A 17959-nucleotide genomic window follows, 5' to 3' on the forward strand; every position below is an offset into this window, starting at 1 on the left:
AGCGAGCACTGTCCCGGCTGTTGACCAGCCCAGGACCCGCTCGCCGCTTCCCGTAGCAGTTCCCGCAGAAGGACAACTCCATGACGGCCACGCCCGATCTCGGCACCCCTCGACCCGCCTCGACCCGATCCGTCTCGTCCCCATCCGCCTCGCCCCGACTCGCCTCTCCCGACCTGCTCCGTTCCGTCTTCCGGCGGCACGCGGCCGGAGTCGCCGTGATCACCGCTCAGGGCGGCGAGGGGCCCGTGGGCTTCACCGCCACTTCGCTCACCTCGGTGTCCGCCGAGCCCCCGCTGCTCTCCTTCGGCGTCGGCACGGGCTCGTCCAGTTGGCCGACGATCGCCGAGAAGGACCACATCGGCGTCCACATACTCGGCGAGCACCAGCGGGAACTGGCGGCCACCTTCGCCCGCAGCGGCGCCGACCGCTTCGGCGCGCCCACGGCCTGGCGGGAGGGTCCCGAGGGTGTCCCGGTGCTCGACGACGTCCTGGCCTGGCTCGTCTGCCGGATCGTCGCCCGCGTACCGGCCGGGGACCACCGCATCGTGCTGGCCGAGGTGGTCCTCGGGGACCCCGCCGGTACGGGTCGTCCGCTGCTGTACCACCAGGGGAGCTTCAAGAGCCTGCGGGAATGACGCGTCGGGCCGTACGGCCCACCTCGCCTGCGGGAGCGTCGAGTTCCGATTACGCTGCGTTGCGAAGGTCACAGTTCAAAGCGCTTGCTTAGAGGGAACCACCTGCGGGAGCGTAGATGTGCGTACTGGCGAGTAATATTTCGCCCGGAGCGCGGGTCGCCCCCACCAGGAACGGCCGCTTCAGGCGCCTATGCTGCCCCTAAGCAGGCAGCCCAGAAAAAAAGACGATGCAGTAGGAGAGCCGGCGTGAGCTTGAGGATCGTTGTCACTGTGAAGTACGTGCCCGACGCCACTGGCGACCGGCACTTCGCCGATGACCTGACCGTCGACCGTGACGACGTGGACGGCCTGCTGTCGGAGCTCGACGAGTACGCGGTCGAGCAAGCCCTGCAGATCGCCGACGAGGCGGACGACGCGGAGATCACCGTGCTGACCGTCGGCCCCGAGGACGCCAAGGACGCGCTGCGCAAGGCTCTGTCGATGGGGGCCGACAAGGCCATCCACGTCGAGGACGACGACCTGCATGGCACGGACATCATCGGCACGTCGCTCGTGCTGGCCAAGGCCATCGAGAAGGCCGGCTACGACCTCGTCATCTCCGGCATGGCGTCCACCGACGGCACCGCCGGTGTCGTCCCGGCCCTGCTCGCCGAGCGCCTGGGTGTCCCGCAGGTCACGCTGCTCTCCGAGGTCTCCGTCGAGGGTGGCCCCAACGGAACGGTCAAGGGGCGCCGTGACGGCGACTCCGCCTCGGAGCAGCTGGAGGCCTCGCTGCCCGCGGTCGTGTCGGTCACCGACCAGTCGGGTGAGGCGCGTTACCCGTCCTTCAAGGGCATCATGGCCGCCAAGAAGAAGCCGGTTCAGTCCTGGGACCTGGAGGACCTGGAGATCGAGACGGACGAGGTCGGTCTCGAAGGTTCCTGGACCAAGGTCGACTCCGCGACCGAGCGCCCGGCGCGCACCGCCGGCACGATCGTCAAGGACGAGGGCGAGGGCGGCAAGCAGCTCGCCGAGTTCCTCGCGGGCCAGAAGTTCGTCTAAGGGGAATGGCGGCGCGGGCCGGTTGCAACACGACCCGCGCCCCTCGGAGTGCTTCTGCCAACAAGCAGGAGAGCATTCCCGTGACTCCTCCCCCGAAGGGGCTTCTCACTCGACTGTCGAGACGGCCTCATGACGGACAAGCCCTGCCCGGTGCCGGAAGGCACGGGCTTGAACCTAGCAGTCAACAAGTCTTCCCCCGGTCGAAGTCCGGGATTCTCGCCCAGGAGTAGTAATGGCTGAAGTTCTCGTCTACGTCGACCACGTGGACGGTGCCGTCCGCAAGCCCACCCTGGAGCTGCTGACGCTGGCCCGCCGCATCGGCGAGCCCGTCGCCGTCGCGCTGGGCAACGGCGCCGCCGACACCGCCGCCGCACTCGCCGAGCACGGCGCGGTCAAGGTCCTCACGCACGATGCCGCCGAGTACGCCGACTACCTGGTCGTACCGAAGGTGGACGCGCTGCAGGCCGCGTACGAGGCCGTCTCCCCGGCCGCCGTGCTCGTGCCGTCCTCTGCTGAGGGCAAGGAGATCGCCGCCCGTCTCGCGGTCCGTATCGGCTCGGGCATCATCACCGACGCCACCGACCTGGAGGCCGGCGACGAGGGCCCGGTGGCCACGCAGTCCGCGTTCGCCGCCTCCTTCACCACCAAGTCCCGGATCTCCAAGGGCACCCCGGTCATCACGGTCAAGCCGAACTCGGCCGCCGTGGAGGCCGCCCCGGCCGCCGGCGCCGTCGAGGCGCTGTCCGTGTCCTTCTCGGACAAGGCGACCGGCACCAAGGTCACCGGCCGCACCCCGCGCGAGTCGACCGGCCGCCCCGAGCTGACCGAGGCCGCGATCGTGGTCTCCGGCGGCCGCGGCGTCAACGGCGCCGAGAACTTCGCGATCATCGAGGCGCTCGCCGACTCGCTCGGCGCGGCCGTCGGCGCCTCGCGTGCCGCGGTGGACGCCGGCTGGTACCCGCACACCAACCAGGTCGGCCAGACCGGCAAGTCCGTGTCGCCGCAGCTGTACATCGCCTCCGGCATCTCCGGCGCGATCCAGCACCGCGCCGGTATGCAGACCTCCAAGACGATCGTGGCCATCAACAAGGACGCCGAGGCCCCGATCTTCGACCTGGTCGACTACGGCGTGGTCGGCGACCTCTTCGAGGTCGTCCCGCAGCTCACCGACGAGATCAAGACCCGCAAGGGCTGAGCGAGTTCCGCGGGTACCGCACAGGTACTCCGCAGGCACTTCCCGGGTCGAGGCCCCGGCGACCGTCACGGTCACCGGGGCCTCGACTCATGCCAGGGTCAGCGACGCCTGGACGGGCAGATGGTCGCTCGGGAACTGGCCGTTCACGGAGAAGGTGTTGATCGACGCCCGGTGCGTGGTCACGCCGGGCGTGGCGAGGATCCAGTCGATGCGGTCGCCGTCCGGGGTCAGGGGTCGGTAGCCGTGGAACGTGGCGTACAGCTCGCTCCGCTCGGCCGCGGTGTCCCAGCTGTCGACGAGTCCGGCGCCCAGCATGGTGTCGTAGACCGGGTTCTTGTGGGCGGCGACGTTGAAGTCGCCGGTCACCAGGAGCGGCAGGGAACGGTCGAGCCCGGCGATCCGTTGGGCGATCAGTGCCGCGGCACGCGCGCGTGCGTTCTGGCTCGCGTTGTCGAGATGGGTGTTGAGGACGTAGAACTGCCGGTCCCCGTCGCCCAGATCGCGGAAGCGGACCCAGGTCACCATGCGTATGGACCCGCCGCCCCAGGTGTTCGAGCCGATCACGTTCGGGGTGTCGGAGAGCCAGAAGTGGTCGTACTCGACGGGGGCCAGTCTGCGGGTGTCGTAGTAGACCGCCATGAACTCGTCGCGGCTGCCGCCCGCGCGGCCCGTGCCGATCCAGTCGTAGTGCGGTGCGAGGTCGGCCTCGATGTCGCGGACCTGCTGGTACAGGCCCTCCTGGACGCCGATGACATGAGGCTGCTCCCGGCGCAGGAGCTCACGCGTCACGGGGCGGCGCACGGTCCAGCTGTTGGGTTCGACGGTGCTCGCGTAGCGCAGATTGAACGACATGACGTCCAGGCGGCTGCTCCTGGGCTCTCGGTTCGCCGCGGCGGCGGGTGTGGTGGACAGTGCTGTACTGGACAGAGGAAGGGTGACCGCCGCGGCGAGGGCGGTCTGGAGACCCAGGCGGCGCGAGACTCGACTGCGATGGGGCACGGATGGCTCCTTCTGTGGCCGATGCCGGTTCCTGTGGGGGACGCCGGTTCTGCTGCGGACAGCGGACGAGTCGTGCGCATCGCAGTGTCGAAGCCAGGCGTGAACATGTCGAGATCCTGGGATGGCCCCCGGGAGAAGTCCAAGGGATGTTGACCGGCGCGAAGGTCCGCGGATAACTTCGATCTACGGATAACTGATTCCGTGGAGCGGAAAACAGGAGGGCGTGGCATGGGCCAGGGCCAGCAGGAGAAGGTGGCGACGAGCCTCGCGGGCACGGTCGGCGAGGAGATCAGCGCCTCCCTCGCCCCGGTCGACGCCGAGCTGGAGCGCCGCTACCCCGGCGACCCGGGCACCCGCCAGCCCGTCCACACCGTGTACGTCCCCGGTGACGTCTTCGCCGCCGACACCATCCGCTCCTGGGGCGACCGGGCCCTCGCCGCCCTCGACGAACACGCACCCGACGCCGACTCCTTCGCCGCCGTCCTGGGCCTCCCGGACGACCTCGCCGGGCCGGTCCACGACCGCGTACGCGCCAAGCTGGAGCACGAGCCCGTCGAAGACCTCCGCGTCGACTTCGAGGACGGGTACGGCCCGCGCCCGGACGCCGAGGAGGACGAGGCGGCGGCCCGCGCGGCACGGCTGGTCTCGGAGGCGTACGAGAACGGCACGGCGGCCCCGTACATGGGCATCCGTATGAAGTGCATGGAGGCGCCCGTCCGCGACCGGGGCATCCGCACGCTCGACATCTTCCTCACCGGGCTGATGGGCGCCGGCGGCCTGCCCGACGGACTGGTCCTGACGCTGCCGAAGGTGACGTACGCCGAGCAGGTCACCGCGATGGTCCGGCTCCTGGAGGAGTTCGAGAAGACACGCGGCCTGGCGCCGGGGCGGATCGGCTTCGAGATCCAGATCGAGACCAGCCAGTCCATCCTCGCCACCGACGGCACCGCGACCGTCGCCCGTATGATCCAGGCCGCCGAGGGCCGTGCCACCGGACTGCACTACGGCACCTTCGACTACAGCGCCTGCCTGGGCGTCTCCGCCGCCTACCAGGCCAGCGACCACCCGGCCGCCGACCACGCCAAGGCGATCATGCAGGTCGCCGCCGCGGGTACCGGCGTCCGCGTCTCGGACGGCTCCACCAACGTCCTGCCCGTCGGCCCGACGGCAAAGGTCCACGACGCCTGGCGGCTGCACTACGGCCTCACCCGCCGAGCCCTCGCCCGCGCCTACTACCAGGGCTGGGACATGCACCCCGGACACATCCCGACGCGCTACGCGGCCGTCTTCGCGTTCTACCGCGAGGGCTTCGAGCAGGCCGCGGCCCGTCTCGCCCGGTACGCCAACCGCGCCGGCGGCGATGTCATGGATGAGCCCGCCACCGCCAAGGCCCTCAGCGGCTACCTCCTGCGCGGCCTGGACTGCGGAGCCCTCGACGTCGCGGAGGTGGCCCGCGCGACCGGCCTGACCCGCGCCGACCTGGAGAGCTTCGCGGCCCCCAGGCGCGGTGACCAGACCATCTCGGCGAAGTAGGGCGGCCCCGAGGGGCTCATCCGTCCGCCAGGCGGCGCAGGAGGGACCGGGGCCGGTAGGGGATGACCTCGGCCAGTGAGATGGCGGTACTGGTCCGGTCGACTCCGTCGATGGCGAGGATCGCCTTGGTGACGCGGTGCAGGTCCGTGGTGTCCTTGGCGACCACCTGTGCGAGGAGGTCGGCGTCGCCGGTGGTGTAGTGCACCTCGATGACTTCGGGGAGGGCGAGCAGCCCCTCGTGGACGCCGGCGGGCTCGGCCTGGCTCACGGTGAGCGACATGAACGCCACCAGGCCGTATCCCAGGGTGGCGGGATCGACGCGTCGGCTGAAGGGCTTGAGCGTGCCGTCGGCGGCCATCCTCCGCAGCCGGGCGTGCACGGTGTTCCGGGCCACACCCAGGGTCTGGGCCAGGGCGAGGATCGTGGCGTCCGGGTCGTCGTCCAGGGCCAGGACGATCCGGGCATCCAAGGGGTCCATCAGTGTCATGGTGCGCATTATGTCATCTAAGAGCCACTGGATTGAGCATCTGTCGCAGTGAATCAGGGCTGTATTGCGCGAATGTCCTGGTGTGTGGTCAAGGTGGTGGGCGTTCCGCGCCCCCGCCCTGATGAAGGACACCCGCCATGGCCTTGAAGACGCACCCCACCGGCACCGGCAGTGCCTGGATCGTCGTCGTGGCCGCCGGGGTCGCCGCCGGGCTGCAGGTGTGGAAGCTGCCGCCCGCGCTCCCGTTCCTGCGGCACGACCTGTCGCTCACCCTGGTCCAGGCCGGGACCCTGCTCGGGATCGTCCAGCTGGCCGGAATGCTCGGTGGACTCGCCGTCTCGCTCCTGGCCGAACTGATCGGCGAGCGGCGCTGTCTGATCGGGGGTCTTGTCCTGCTGTTCCTCGGATCGGCCGGCGGCGGCTTCGCCTGGTCGGCGGCTCCCCTGCTGGCCTCCCGGGCGGTCGAGGGCGCCGGTTTCATCCTGGCGGTGGTGACCGGCCCGGGGCTGATCCGCCGCAGCACCCCACCGGGCCGCTTCACCAAGGCCATGGGCTTCTGGGGCGCCTACCAGGGCATCGCCACCTTCGCCGGGCTCATCACCGGCGCACTGGTCCTCCAGGCGGTGCCGTGGCGGGTGTGGTGGTGGGCCATGGCCGTACTCGCGCTGGCGCCGCTGCCCTGGATCCTGGCCCGCGTGCCCCTCGACGACGCGGGCGGTACCGGTGGCGGGGCGGCCACCGTCACCCGTACCACCCTCGCGCGCACCGCCATCAGCCGCGTCGGCCGCACCGTCCGAGCCCCCGCCCCCTGGACGGCCGGCCTCGTCTTCGCCTGCTACACCCTCCAGTGGATGGCCGTGGTCGGGTTCCTGCCCACCATCTACCAGGACGGCGGGATGACGGGCAGCTGGCCGGGCGTCCTCAGTGCCGTGGTCGGCGCGGCGAACGCCATCGGCTCGATCGCCAACGCGGCCCTCATGAAACGCGGCCTGCCCGCCCGCGCCCTCCTCATCCCCGCCTTCACCCTCATGGCCACCACATCGCTGTCGGCCTTCGCCGTCCACTGGCACACCGTCCCCGGAGGCACCGCCTGGCAGTTCCTGTGCGTCGTGGCCTTCTCGCTGACCGGCGGCGCGATACCGGCCACCTTGCTGCGCATGATCGGCGACCTGACGCCGACCGGCGGCTCCGCTCCCGCCACCATGGGTCTGGTCCAGCAGCTCTTCAACGTCGGCAGCTTCGTCGGCCCCACCCTTGCTGCATGGCTGGCCACCCGCACGGGCGGCTGGCACTCCACCTGGTGGCTGACCTGTGCCTGCGCGGCCGCGGGCATTGTCCTCACTCTCCGCCTCAGGCCTGAACCCTCACGATCAGGCACTCAGGATCGAGACCTTCGAGGAACAGCCTCCTGAAGTAGCGACCGCGTCACAGCCACAGCGCCCCCACACGGCTGTCACTTCCGCCCCGTAGGCTGTCAGGCATTCAGTGATGTGACACAAGAACGGGGCAGCGGTGTCTTCGGGGGAGAACCAACAGCCAGGGCAGAAGGACCGGCCGGACGGGTCTGACCAGCCCGACGGGATCGGTCGGCTCCTCGCCGGGCGGTACCGCGTCGTGGCCCAGCTCGGCCGCGGCGGCATGGGCATCGTCTGGCGCGCCCTCGACGAGGTCCTGCACCGCGAGGTCGCGGTCAAGGAACTGCGGACGTTCTCGGACGCGGCCCCGCCCGAACTGGCCAACCTGGGGCTGCGCATGCAGCGCGAGGCGCGCGCGGCGGCCCGGGTCCGCCACACCGGAGTCGTCGCCGTGCACGACGTGGCCCAGGTCGACGGCCGGCCGCTGATCGTCATGGAGCTGGTGGACGGGCCGTCCCTGGACGACATCCAGCGCGAGCGCGGCACCCTCGACGCGCGCGAGGTGGCCGGTATCGGCGCGAAGGTCATGGACGCGCTCTCCGCGGCCCACCGCGTCGGAGAGCTCCACCGTGATGTGAAGCCCGGCAACATCCTGCTCGACCGCTCCGTCCGGGTCGTCCTCACCGACTTCGGCATCGCCACGATGGAGGACCCGGGCGACGGCTCCGCCACCCATCTCACCCGCAGCGGCGAACTGGTCGGCTCCCTGGACTACTTGGCACCCGAGCGGGCCCAGGGACACGACCCGGGTCCCGCCTCCGACATCTGGGCTCTGGGCGCGACCCTGTACGCGGCCGTGGAGGGCACCTCGCCGTTCCGCCGTACGTCGACCTGGTCCACGCTCACGGCGATCGTGGCCGAACCGCTGCCGGAGCCGCCGCGCGCCGGACCGCTCGGCCCTGTCCTGCGGCAACTGATGGACAAACAGCCGGAGTCACGCCCGACCGCCGACGAAGCGTGCCGCCTGCTGCAAGCGGTGGCGGACTCGACCGAGCGCGACTCGGCGACGAGAGGGTCTCGCGCGCCCGCGCCCCGGCCGCGCGAGACGACGGAGCGGAGCGTGCCGGCGGTGTGGCCGGGCTTCGGGCCACCGGAGCCGGGCGCCGCGGGCTTCGGGCCCGCTGGCACGGACGGGTCGGGGGCCGGGCAGTCGAACGGCTCCGGGATCGGCGTTCCGGTGGCGGGCCAGGCGGGCTTCGGCGCCCCGGATCAGAGCGAGGCGGGGACTGGGGTCGCGGGTACAGGTACAGGTACGGGTTCGGGGGAGCCCGCATTCGGCGCCGCGGGCGCCGGTGGGTTCGGGCCCGGAGCTCAGGCGGCGAGTTCACCGGGGTCCGCAACCCCGACGCCGGGCGGCGGAACGGGCGTCTCGGCGGCGACCTTGATATCGCCTTCGGAATCGGCGTCAGTATCGGCGCCGGCTTCGGTATCGGCCTCCGCCGGGAGCGGATCCGAACCCGGATTCCCGACCGTGGACGACGGGACGGCGCCCGGGGCTCAGCAGCCGGCCGGCCATGGCCCTGTGGCCGGAGGCTCCTCCGTGACAACCTCGGTGGCCCAGTCCTCCGCTCCCCGGCGCAAGGGGAGAACCCTGCTCGCCGCCGCCGCGGTCACCGTCGTTCTGGCGGCGACCGGCGTCACCGTCGCCTTCCTGAACGGCTTCGGCACGGAACAGGGCGACAAGGTGGAGTCCGCGACGCCGAGCGGGGAGCAGGAGCGCGCCGAGGACACCACGCCCAAGCCGACCAACGGTGCCACCGGAGACGACGGTTCGGACGACACACCCGATGGGGACGACCCCAGCCCCGCCCCGGTCTGTGAGGCCGTCGGCGGCGGCAAGTACAACTGCGAGGTCTGGAAGACCGCCACGTCCTACACCGCCGCGGGCGCCGAGGTGGGCACTCTCAACGCGGGCACCAACTACTTCTACTGCCAGCGGAACCTCGGCCGCCGTGAGACCTACGGCGAGTGGACGAACGTCTGGTGGGCGCAGACCGACGACGACAGCGGCAACACGGACGTCTTCGTCAGCGACGTCTACATCAAGGGTGGCGACAACGACGCGCCGCTGCCAGGACTGCCCGTCTGCTGATCGCGTACGTACTTCTCCAGTCCGGAAGCCGTCGTCCACCCCTCGTCGGCGAACAGCCGGGTGCCCGCGGCACAGAGCCGCAGATCGCCGCGGGCCCGCGCGCAGAACTCCTCGGGTGTGGTGCCGAACAGGTGCCGCAACCGCGGTGACCCGGCGAGGAGTTCGGTGAGCAGCGGCCGCTCGCCGGGATGCCTCAGCGGTGTCCCCGTACCGTCGTGGAGGACTCCGCGCCGGTTGACGTAGAGGTGGGCGCCGTCGAGTGTGGCGCCCGACTCCAGCTCGATCCGGACATCGGCGGCGGGCAGCGGCACGCGGTCGTACGCACCGGCCGGGGCCGTGACTCCCTCGCTCGCGTCGACCGCCGCGAGCTGCGCCGGGTCCAGCCAGGTGAGGAACAACTCGCGGGTGTGCCCGGGTGCGTGGAAGGGCGACGCGGACACGTACCCCATCGCGCTGACGTGCGCGGAGACGCCCACCTCCAACCCGGTGACCCGAGCCTTCACCAGCGGGATCGGGGACGACAGCCCGTACTCCCGCATTTTGTGCCGGAGTTGAGCGGGGCAGGCGTTGGAGCCGACCGCCAGGACCGGGACGCGGTCCGGGAACGTGTGGCGGGTGAGGGGCAACAGCCGGTCCCCGTCCAGGAGTCCCGATTCCCGCGGCCACGCGCCCGGATAGGCCAGCGGGTGGTCGCGCGGCGCTTCGGCGAGGCCGAGGGCTTCCAGGGTGCGGTCGGCATCCTTGTCCGGAGGCGTCATCGGTCAGTCCGCGGGCGGCAGTTCGCCCGAGCCGCGGGTGATCAGACGCGTCGGGAGCTCGATGCGTTCAGGCAGGACGAGGGAGCCGTCGAGCTGACGGAACAGGCGCTCGGCGGCGGTACGGCCGAGCTGCGCGGCGTCCTGGGCGACAACGGTGACCCCGGGCTGGAGAAGATCGGCGAGCTCGATGTCGTCGAAACCGACCAGGGCGACGGAGCGGGGCCGCTCGGCGAGGACCCGTACGACGGTGACCGTCACCCGGTTGTTGCCCGCGAAGATCGCGGTGACGGGGGAGGAACCGGACAGCATGTCCTCGGTCGCCGTGCGTACCCGCTGCGGGTCGGTGACGCCCAGGGACATCCAGGCGTCCTCGACCGGGATCCCGGCGTCCTCCATGGCGGCGCGGTAGCCGCGCAGACGCTCGGCGGAGGTGTGGATGCGCGGCATGTCACCGATGAACCCGATCCGGCGATGGCCGTGCGCGATGAGGTGGGCGACGCCGTCGCGCGCACCGCCGAAGCTGTCGGAGAGCACGACGTCCGCGTCGATCTGGCCGGCCGGGCGGTCCACGAAGACCGTGGCGACCCCCGCCTTTATCTCGGGCTCCAGATAGCGGTGGTCGTCACCGGCCGGGATGACGACGAGCCCGTCCACGCGGCGCGCGCACAGCGCGAGGACCAGCTCCTGCTCGCGGTCCGGGTCCTCGGCGCTGGAGCCGTTGATCAACAGGGCGCCGTGGGCGCGGGCAACTTCCTCCACCGCACGGCTCAGCGGGCCGTAGAACGGGTCCGCGAGATCTTCCAGTACGAGGCCGATGCTCGCCGTGCGCCCCTTGCGGAGCACCCGCGCGCTGTCGTTGCGCCGGAAGCCCAGCGCGTCGATCGCTTCCTGTACGCGGCGCTCGGTGTCCGGGGTGACTCCGGGCTCGCCGTTGACTACACGCGATACCGTCTTCAGGCCGACCCCGGCACGCGCCGCGACGTCCTTCATCGTCGGACGGTTGCCGTAGCGGCTCTCGGTTCGGCGTGCGGTCTCGGCCACGATGCGCTGTCCTGTCCTGTAGTCCATGGGGCTGCGTCGGTCCTGAGGATGCTCGGTTGGTCGCCAGATCGGGGTGTGGCGTCGAGCATAGAGCCTGGACAACGTTGTCAGATGCGAGAGAGACTGTCCATCGCAATCACCGGATTACTCTCCTACCCTGCCCCACCGCGCGACCGGCCTGCCCTTTCCTCATGGTCCACACAGGATCCCAACGGGAGAACTCACACTGATGCACACCGACCTCGTGGCCGCGCTCGACATCGGCGGCACCAAGATCGCCGGAGCGCTGGTGGACGGCCACGGCCGGATCCTGCTGCGCGCCCAGCGACCGACGCCCGCGCAGGAGGACGGCGACACCGTCATGGCGGCCGTCGACGCCGTGCTCGGCGAGCTGACCGTCTCGCCGCTGTGGAGCCGTGCCACGGCCGTCGGCATCGGCAGCGCGGGCCCGGTGGACGCCTCCGCGGGCACCGTGAGCCCCGTGAACGTACCCGGCTGGCGCGACTACCCCCTGGTCGAGCGGGTCAGGGCCGCCGCGAGCGGGCTTCCCGTCGAGCTGATCGGCGACGGCGTGGCGATCACCGCGGCCGAGCACTGGCAGGGCGCGGCCCGCGGACACGACAACGCGCTCTGCATGGTCGTCTCCACCGGCGTCGGAGGCGGCCTGGTGCTGGGCGGGCAGCTGCACCCCGGGCCCACGGGCAACGCCGGTCACATCGGCCACATCAGCGTGGAGCTCAACGGCGACCCCTGCCCGTGCGGGTCCCGCGGCTGTGTGGAGCGCATCGCGAGCGGTCCGAACATCGCGCGCCGCGCCGTCGAGGGCGGCTGGCGGCCCGGGGCCGAGGGTGACGCCTCCGCCGCCGCGGTGGCCGCCGCCGCCCGCGCCGGCGATCCCGTCGCGGTGGCGTCCTTCGAGCGGGCCGCGCAGGCGCTGGCCGCCGGTATCGCGGCGACCGCGACCCTGGTGGAGATCGACATCGCGGTGATCGGCGGGGGAGTGGGGAAGGCGGGTGACGTCCTGTTCACGCCCTTGCGTGCCGCGCTGCGTGACTACGCCACGTTGTCGTTCGTGCAGCGGCTCACCGTGACGCCCGCGCAGATGGGTACGGATGCGGGGCTTGTCGGCGCGGCCGCGGCGGCTCTCAGCCGTCGGCCGAGCGCTACAACCGCGGGGGTTGGTGGCTGAGTTGCCCTCGGACTTCGGGATTTCGGTTATCCGAGCGTGGTGATGTGCCGGCCGGTGGGGGCTGGTCGCGCAGTTCCCCGCGCCCCTGGGTGTCTCGGGGCGCGGGGAACTGATTGGTTGGCCCGCACCGGTCCGCAACGGGCCGGTGTCAGCAGGTGAGTTGTGCGTCTGCCCAGTCGCCGTGGTCCGAGGTGATTCCGTTGCCGCCGTCCGTGACGACGAGACGTACCACCTGTGCTCCGCTCACGTCGGCCGAAATGGCCTGCGCCGCGTCGGCGTTGGTGAGTACGCCGGTCGATGCGGCCTTCGTGCCGTCGGCCCAGATCTCGAAGGCTATGGACCCGTCGGTGCCCTCCTCGTCGTCGACGCCGACCTGTGCGGTGACGGTCTCGCAGGCCTTGCCGGTGTAGAACTCGACGGTGCTGTCCGCGTGGACGCCGAGCCCGGTGGCGTACACGACACCGTTGATGGTGAGGGGCGTGCCGTCGCCCGCCGCGTCCTCGCCGTTGCTGGTGTTGCGCTCAACGGGACCCCAGCCGTTGAGCGCCGACAGCCAGGGAAGGTCGCCGAGCTGCGAGGTGCCGGAGGGCGGGGCCACGGCGACGGACGCCGTCAGGGGCAGCACGCTCTCGGCCCGCGCCCCGCTCGGAGAGCGGTACTTCGCCTTCAACGTCAGGTCGTACGACCCCGGGGGCGTGCCGACGGGCGCGGTCACCGTCCACTTGGTGCGCAGCGCCCTGCCGGTCGGGAGGGAGCCTGCCGTGGTCGGCGACTTGGCGTTCACCTTCCAGCCCTCGGGTCCGGTCAGGGAGACGGAGACGCGCTTCGCGGGCGTGCGGCCCAGGTCGGTGACCGATGTCGTCAAGGCGGTCGGCTTGCCCGCTTCGGTCAACGTGCTGCCGTCCAGGCCGAGTTCGACGGCGGGCGGGTTCTTGGCCCAGCGGCCGTCGGCCGAGACGCGGACGAGGATCGTGCCGTGGGCGGGGACGGTCGCCGAGATCGCGCCGGCCGTGTTGTAGCTCTTGTGCTGCCACAGGTCGCGCAGCTTGTAGGCGTCCGCCTCGGGCAGTCCGACGGCCTTCGCGTTCGTGGCGATGCGCTGGGGGCTGCCGGTCTCGTTGAAGAGGGCGACCACGCGGCTGCCGTCCTTCATCTCCTTGGCGACGACCCACCGGCCGCCTTCGGAGGAGAGCACGGCGCCCTGCTTGCCGAGCGGGTCCTGGTCGACCGCGATGACTTCCTTGTTGCCGAGGATGTCGAAGGTCTCGTCGGAGGCGGACCGCAGGTCCGAGCCGATGAGCAGCGGCGCGGCCATGATCGACCACATCGAGAAGTGCGTGCGGTACTCCGTGTCCGTCATCCCGCCGTTGCCGACCTCCAGCATGTCGGGGTCGTTCCACCGCCCGGGACCGGCGTACTGCGTGAGCGGCAGGTTCTGCTTCATGATCGAGAGCATCGAGCCCCAGTTGTCACTGATGTCCCCGGTCGTACGCCACAGCTGGCCGACGTCCGCCGCCCACTCCCAGGGCTTGTTCTCGCCCCACTCGCAGATGCTGTAGACGATGGGGCGGCCGGTTGTCCCGGAGGCGGCCTTCAGGGCGTCGCGCATCGTCGTGTAGCGCTGCTTGGCGTCCACGCCCTGGTTGTTGCAGTTGTCGTACTTCAGGTAGTCGACACCCCAGTCCGCGAACTGCTGGGCGTCGCTGTACTCGTGGCCGAGCGAGCCGGGGAAACCCGCGTCGTTGCACGTCTTCGTGCCCGCGCTGGTGTAGATGCCGAGCTTGAGTCCCTTGGCGTGTACGTAGTCCGCGACCGCCTTGATCCCGCCCGGGAAGCGGGCCGGGTCCGGCACCAGCTTGCCGTTGGCGTCACGGGCGGGCAGCGCCCAGCAGTCGTCGAGGTTGACGTACTCGTACCCGGCGCTCTTGAGCCCCTTGTCGACGAAGATGTCCGCGATCCCCTTGACCATGTCCTCGTTGAACTCCGCACGGCAGTGCGTGGAGTTCCAGTTGTTGAAGCCCATGGGCGGGGTGAGGGCGAGGCTGTCGTCCGCGGCCGGTGCGGCCAGTGCCGCTGACGTGACGGTCGATGCTCCGGTCGGTGCTTCGGCGTTGGCGGTCAGGACCGGGCCGGTCAGCCCCAGGGCGCCGAGCAGCCCCGCGGTGAGCGCGCCGACCGCTCTTCGGCGAGTCGTGCGGGTGGGAAGGTGACGCATCGTTACGTTCCTCCGTACTCGCGAAAGGTTGGATGTCCGCATGTCCGCGTCATCCGTGCGCGGTTATGGTAGGAGGTGTTGCACTGTGGTGGAAGGGGTGCGGTAGTGGTTGTTCGATATCCCGTCAAAACCCTTGACCCTGCGCCAATTAGGGTGTGAGATCCAAGTCGCGCGTGCGGTTGTGTTGAGTTGGGCCAGGGGAGGGCTCTCGGCGTCGTCATCGTCCGAGGGCGGCCGTGGTGGCTGACAGTGCGTCAGGACATCGGATGTCGCTGGGCTCGGCGACAGGATGACGGTGGGGCCGGAAAGCTCGACCGTGACCCATGGGCGGCTCGGCAGTTGAACCGGGCATGAAGAAGCGCAGCATGCTCGCCATCGCCTCCCTCGCCGCCGGATTCGTGGTGGCGGCCGTCACGCCGTCCCACTCCGCGGAGACCGACGCCCTCGGCAGCCTCGACGTACAGGACACCCTCAGCGCCGTCGACCAGACGGTCAGTGACGGCAGTCCGGCCATGGACGACAAACCTCAGGAGGAGCGGGGCTGACCTACGGGCCCGTCTGTCCCGACCAGCAGCCCGGCCCTGCGAGGGCCGGGCTTTCGCATGCGTCCGACCCGTCGAACGCGACCTCTTCACGGCCTGGTTTCCGTGGCAGGGTGGAGCGGGCAAGCCTCAGGGGGCCAACAGCAGAGGGGGAACCGTGATCGTTTGGATCAACGGTGCGTTCGGTGCGGGGAAGACGACCACCGCACGGGAACTGATCGACCTGATCCCGAACAGCACAGTCTTCGACCCCGAGTTCATCGGTGCCGAGCTGACGCAGCTCCTGCCCGCCAAGCGCCTCGCCGAGGTCGGCGACTTCCAGGACCTGCCGATCTGGCGACGGCTCGTGGTCGACACCGCGGCCGCGATGCTCGCCGAACTCGGGGGCGTACTCGTGGTCCCCATGACACTGCTCCGTCAGGACTACCGCGACGAGATCTTCGGCGGACTGGCATCCCGCAGGATCGCGGTGCACCATGTGCTCCTCGCCCCGGCGGAAACGATCCTGCGGGCGCGAATAGCCGACCGGGAGATACCGCCCGACCTCCCCGACGGGGAGATACGGGTGCGGCAGTGGTCGTACGACCACATCGAGCCCTACCACGCCGCCCTGGCCGGCTGGCTCACCGCCGACGCCCACCCGGTCGACACCAGCGCGCTCACTCCCTACGAGGCTGCCGTGCGCATCGCCGAGGCCGTGAGCGGCGGAACCGTCCCCGTCTGCGACATCGTGCAGACCCCCGAGCCCACCTCGGAGACCGTCGCCGCGGGCGTACTCCTCTTCGACGAGCAGGACCGGGTGCTGCTCGTCGACCCGACCTACAAGGCCGGCTGGGAGTTCCCGGGCGGCGTCGTCGAATCCGGCGAGGCACCCGCGCGCGCGGGCATCCGCGAGGTCGCCGAGGAGACGGGCATCCAACTCGTCGACGTACCAAGCCTGTTGGTCGTCGACTGGGAGCCTCCCGTACCGCCCGCCTACGGCGGACTGCGCCTCCTCTACGACGGCGGCCGGCTCCAGGGCGATGAGGCCCGGCGGATGCTGCTGCCGGGCCCCGAACTGCGCGCCTGGCGCTTCGTCACCGAGGAGGAGGCCGCCGGACTGCTGCCGCCCGTCCGCTACGAGCGACTGCGCTGGGCGCTGCGCGCACGGGAACGGGGAGCCGCGCTGTACCTGGAAGCCGGGGTTCCCAAGGGGTAGCTCTGTCCCGGCGACGGTCAGGGACGTAGGGCGTACGAGAAACGCGGGGTGTACGAGGGACGCGCGGTGCAACGCGCGGTGTAAGGGGACGAGGGGCGGACGAAGGACGTAGGGCGTGCCCCGGTTGTGTTGTGGGGCGCGCCCGCCGGGTCAACTCGGTCAGCTCGCCGCGTAGTTGCGCAGGAACAGCGCCTCCGCGACGGACAGCCGCTCCAGTTCCTCGGGCGACACGCTCTCGTTCACGGCGTGGATCTGCGCCTCCGGCTCGCTCAGCCCGATGAGCAGGATCTCCGCCCGCGGATACAGGGACGCGAGGGTGTTGCACAGCGGGATGGAGCCGCCCTGACCGGCGTACTGCATCTCGGCACCGTCGTACGCGACGCTCATCGCCTTTGCCATCGCCCCGTACGCGGGGCTGGTGGTGTCGGCGCGGAACGGCTGGCCCTGGCCGATCTGCTCGGTGCGCACCCGCGCGCCCCACGGCGTGTGCGCCTCCAGGTGGGCGTGGAGCAGCTTGGTCGCCTCGACCGTGTCCACGCCCGGCGGCACCCGAAGGCTGACGAGCGCGCGGGCGCCCGCCTGCACGGACGGGGTGGCACCGACCACCGGCGGGCAGTCGATGCCGAGCACGGTCACGGCCGGACGCGCCCAGATGCGGTCGGCGACCGTGCCCGAGCCGATCAGCTCCACACCGTCGAGCACCTTCGCGTCCTTGCGGAACCGTTCCTCGTCGTACTGCAGGCCCTCCCACCGCGTATCGCTCGTGAGCCCGTCCACCGTCGTCGAGCCGTCCTCGGCACGCAGCGAGTCCAGTACGCGGATCAGCGCGCCCAGTGCGTCGGGGGCGGCGCCGCCGAACTGGCCGGAGTGCAGGTTGCCTTCGAGGGTGTCGACCCGGACGCGGACCAGGGTCATGCCGCGCAACGCGGTCGTCACCGTGGGGACGCCGACCCGGAAGTTGCCCGCGTCGCCGATGATGATCGTGTCGGCGGCCAGCAGCTCGGGGTGCTCCTCGGCGTACCGCTCCAGGCCGCCCGTGCCCTGCTCCTCCGAACCCTCCGCGATCACCTTGACGTGGACGGGGACGCCGCCGTTCGCCTTGAGCGCGCGCAGCGCCAGCAGGTGCATGACGAGGCCGCCCTTGCAGTCGGCGGACCCGCGCCCGTACCAGCGGCCGTCCCGCTCCGTCAGTTCGAACGGCGGTGTCACCCAGCCGGCCTCGTCGAGCGGCGGCTGCACGTCGTAGTGCGCGTACAGGAGGGCGGTCTTGGCGCCCTCGGGGCCGGGCAGGCAGCCATACACCGACTGGGTGCCGTCGGGGGTGTCGAGCAGTGCCACGTCCTGGAAGCCCTCGGTGCGCAGCGCGGCGGCCACCCAGTTCGCGGCGGCCTCGCTCTCGCTCCTGGGGAACTGGTCGAAGTCCGCCACCGACTTGAAGGCCACCAGCTCGGTGAGCTCCGCCTTCGCCCTGGGCATCAACGAGGCGACGGTCTCGGCGACCGGATTCGACGGCATGGGGCACGCTCCTCGTGGGTGCGACGTTGTGCGGATGGGTACGTCTGGGATGCACGCGCGTACGGGGGTGCGCGGTTGCATACGCTGCAGATCCTCCCACAGTG

The 17959-nt window shown here is 70.9% G+C and carries 15 protein-coding genes; 9 read left to right on the plus strand and 6 right to left on the minus strand.

Annotated elements, in window-relative coordinates; all coding sequences use genetic code 11:
* Nucleotides 1-80 precede the first annotated feature (80 nt).
* From OHA11_RS42905 to OHA11_RS42915, 3 genes are all read left to right on the plus strand, one after another.
* The gene (locus OHA11_RS42905; RefSeq protein ID WP_266506281.1) at nt 81-635 is read left to right on the plus strand and encodes a flavin reductase family protein; all 555 of its coding nucleotides are present in this window, start codon (nt 81-83) and stop codon (nt 633-635) included.
* Nucleotides 636-881: 246 nt separating this feature from the next.
* Complete coding sequence (locus OHA11_RS42910) at nt 882-1676, plus strand: electron transfer flavoprotein subunit beta/FixA family protein (protein ID WP_266506283.1); 795 nt, start codon at nt 882-884, stop codon at nt 1674-1676.
* A gap of 232 nt (nt 1677-1908) precedes the next feature.
* Nucleotides 1909-2871, plus strand: a complete 963-nt coding sequence (locus OHA11_RS42915) for an electron transfer flavoprotein subunit alpha/FixB family protein (RefSeq protein ID WP_266506284.1) — start codon at nt 1909-1911, stop codon at nt 2869-2871.
* A gap of 87 nt (nt 2872-2958) precedes the next feature.
* On the opposite strand, the gene OHA11_RS42920 is transcribed toward OHA11_RS42915, so the two are convergent.
* On the minus strand, nt 2959-3870 hold the full coding sequence (locus OHA11_RS42920) for an endonuclease/exonuclease/phosphatase family protein (RefSeq protein WP_266506285.1): 912 nt from the start codon (nt 3868-3870) through the stop codon (nt 2959-2961).
* Between the two features lie 228 nt (nt 3871-4098).
* On the opposite strand from OHA11_RS42920, the gene OHA11_RS42925 reads away from it, so the two are divergent.
* Complete coding sequence (locus tag OHA11_RS42925) at nt 4099-5403, plus strand: aldolase/citrate lyase family protein (protein ID WP_266506287.1); 1305 nt, start codon at nt 4099-4101, stop codon at nt 5401-5403.
* 16 nt (nt 5404-5419) lie between these two features.
* On the opposite strand, the gene OHA11_RS42930 is transcribed toward OHA11_RS42925, so the two are convergent.
* Nucleotides 5420-5890 carry an Lrp/AsnC family transcriptional regulator gene (locus OHA11_RS42930; RefSeq protein WP_266506288.1) on the minus strand — a complete coding sequence of 157 codons (471 nt, stop codon included), beginning with the start codon at nt 5888-5890 and terminating at the stop codon, nt 5420-5422.
* Nucleotides 5891-6027: 137 nt separating this feature from the next.
* On the opposite strand from OHA11_RS42930, the gene OHA11_RS42935 reads away from it, so the two are divergent.
* Both OHA11_RS42935 and OHA11_RS42940 read left to right on the plus strand, forming a co-directional pair.
* On the plus strand, nt 6028-7302 hold the full coding sequence (locus OHA11_RS42935; RefSeq protein ID WP_266506289.1) for a CynX/NimT family MFS transporter: 1275 nt from the start codon (nt 6028-6030) through the stop codon (nt 7300-7302).
* 202 nt (nt 7303-7504) lie between these two features.
* Entirely contained in the window at nt 7505-9397 is a 1893-nt protein-coding gene (locus tag OHA11_RS42940) for a serine/threonine-protein kinase (protein ID WP_266507828.1), read from the plus strand.
* Here OHA11_RS42940 and OHA11_RS42945 read toward each other — a convergent pair.
* Both OHA11_RS42945 and OHA11_RS42950 read right to left on the minus strand, forming a co-directional pair.
* Complete coding sequence (locus tag OHA11_RS42945; RefSeq protein ID WP_266506291.1) at nt 9343-10155, minus strand: hypothetical protein; 813 nt, start codon at nt 10153-10155, stop codon at nt 9343-9345. The two genes, OHA11_RS42940 and OHA11_RS42945, sit on opposite strands and share 55 nt — an antisense overlap.
* A gap of 3 nt (nt 10156-10158) precedes the next feature.
* Entirely contained in the window at nt 10159-11223 is a 1065-nt protein-coding gene (locus tag OHA11_RS42950) for a LacI family DNA-binding transcriptional regulator (RefSeq protein WP_266506293.1), read from the minus strand.
* Between the two features lie 202 nt (nt 11224-11425).
* Between OHA11_RS42950 and OHA11_RS42955 the strand changes: the two genes are divergently transcribed.
* Nucleotides 11426-12385, plus strand: a complete 960-nt coding sequence (locus OHA11_RS42955) for an ROK family protein (protein ID WP_266506294.1) — start codon at nt 11426-11428, stop codon at nt 12383-12385.
* A 148-nt stretch (nt 12386-12533) separates the two neighbouring features.
* Here the strand turns inward: OHA11_RS42955 and OHA11_RS42960 are convergent, their stop codons facing one another.
* Complete coding sequence (locus tag OHA11_RS42960; protein ID WP_266506296.1) at nt 12534-14600, minus strand: NPCBM/NEW2 domain-containing protein; 2067 nt, start codon at nt 14598-14600, stop codon at nt 12534-12536.
* A 350-nt stretch (nt 14601-14950) separates the two neighbouring features.
* Here OHA11_RS42960 and OHA11_RS42965 point away from each other — a divergent pair, with 350 nt between their 5' ends.
* The gene (locus OHA11_RS42965; RefSeq protein WP_266506298.1) at nt 14951-15145 is read left to right on the plus strand and encodes a hypothetical protein; all 195 of its coding nucleotides are present in this window, start codon (nt 14951-14953) and stop codon (nt 15143-15145) included.
* A 154-nt stretch (nt 15146-15299) separates the two neighbouring features.
* On the plus strand, nt 15300-16340 hold the full coding sequence (locus OHA11_RS42970; RefSeq protein WP_266506300.1) for an NUDIX hydrolase: 1041 nt from the start codon (nt 15300-15302) through the stop codon (nt 16338-16340).
* Between the two features lie 159 nt (nt 16341-16499).
* On the opposite strand, the gene OHA11_RS42975 is transcribed toward OHA11_RS42970, so the two are convergent.
* A complete protein-coding gene (locus OHA11_RS42975) occupies nt 16500-17855 on the minus strand; it encodes a dipeptidase (RefSeq protein WP_266506301.1) in 1356 nt (451 codons plus the stop codon).
* Nucleotides 17856-17959: the final 104 nt, after the last annotated feature.

The organism is Streptomyces sp. NBC_00878 (genome assembly GCF_026341515.1).
In the GTDB taxonomy this organism is placed as follows: domain Bacteria; phylum Actinomycetota; class Actinomycetes; order Streptomycetales; family Streptomycetaceae; genus Streptomyces.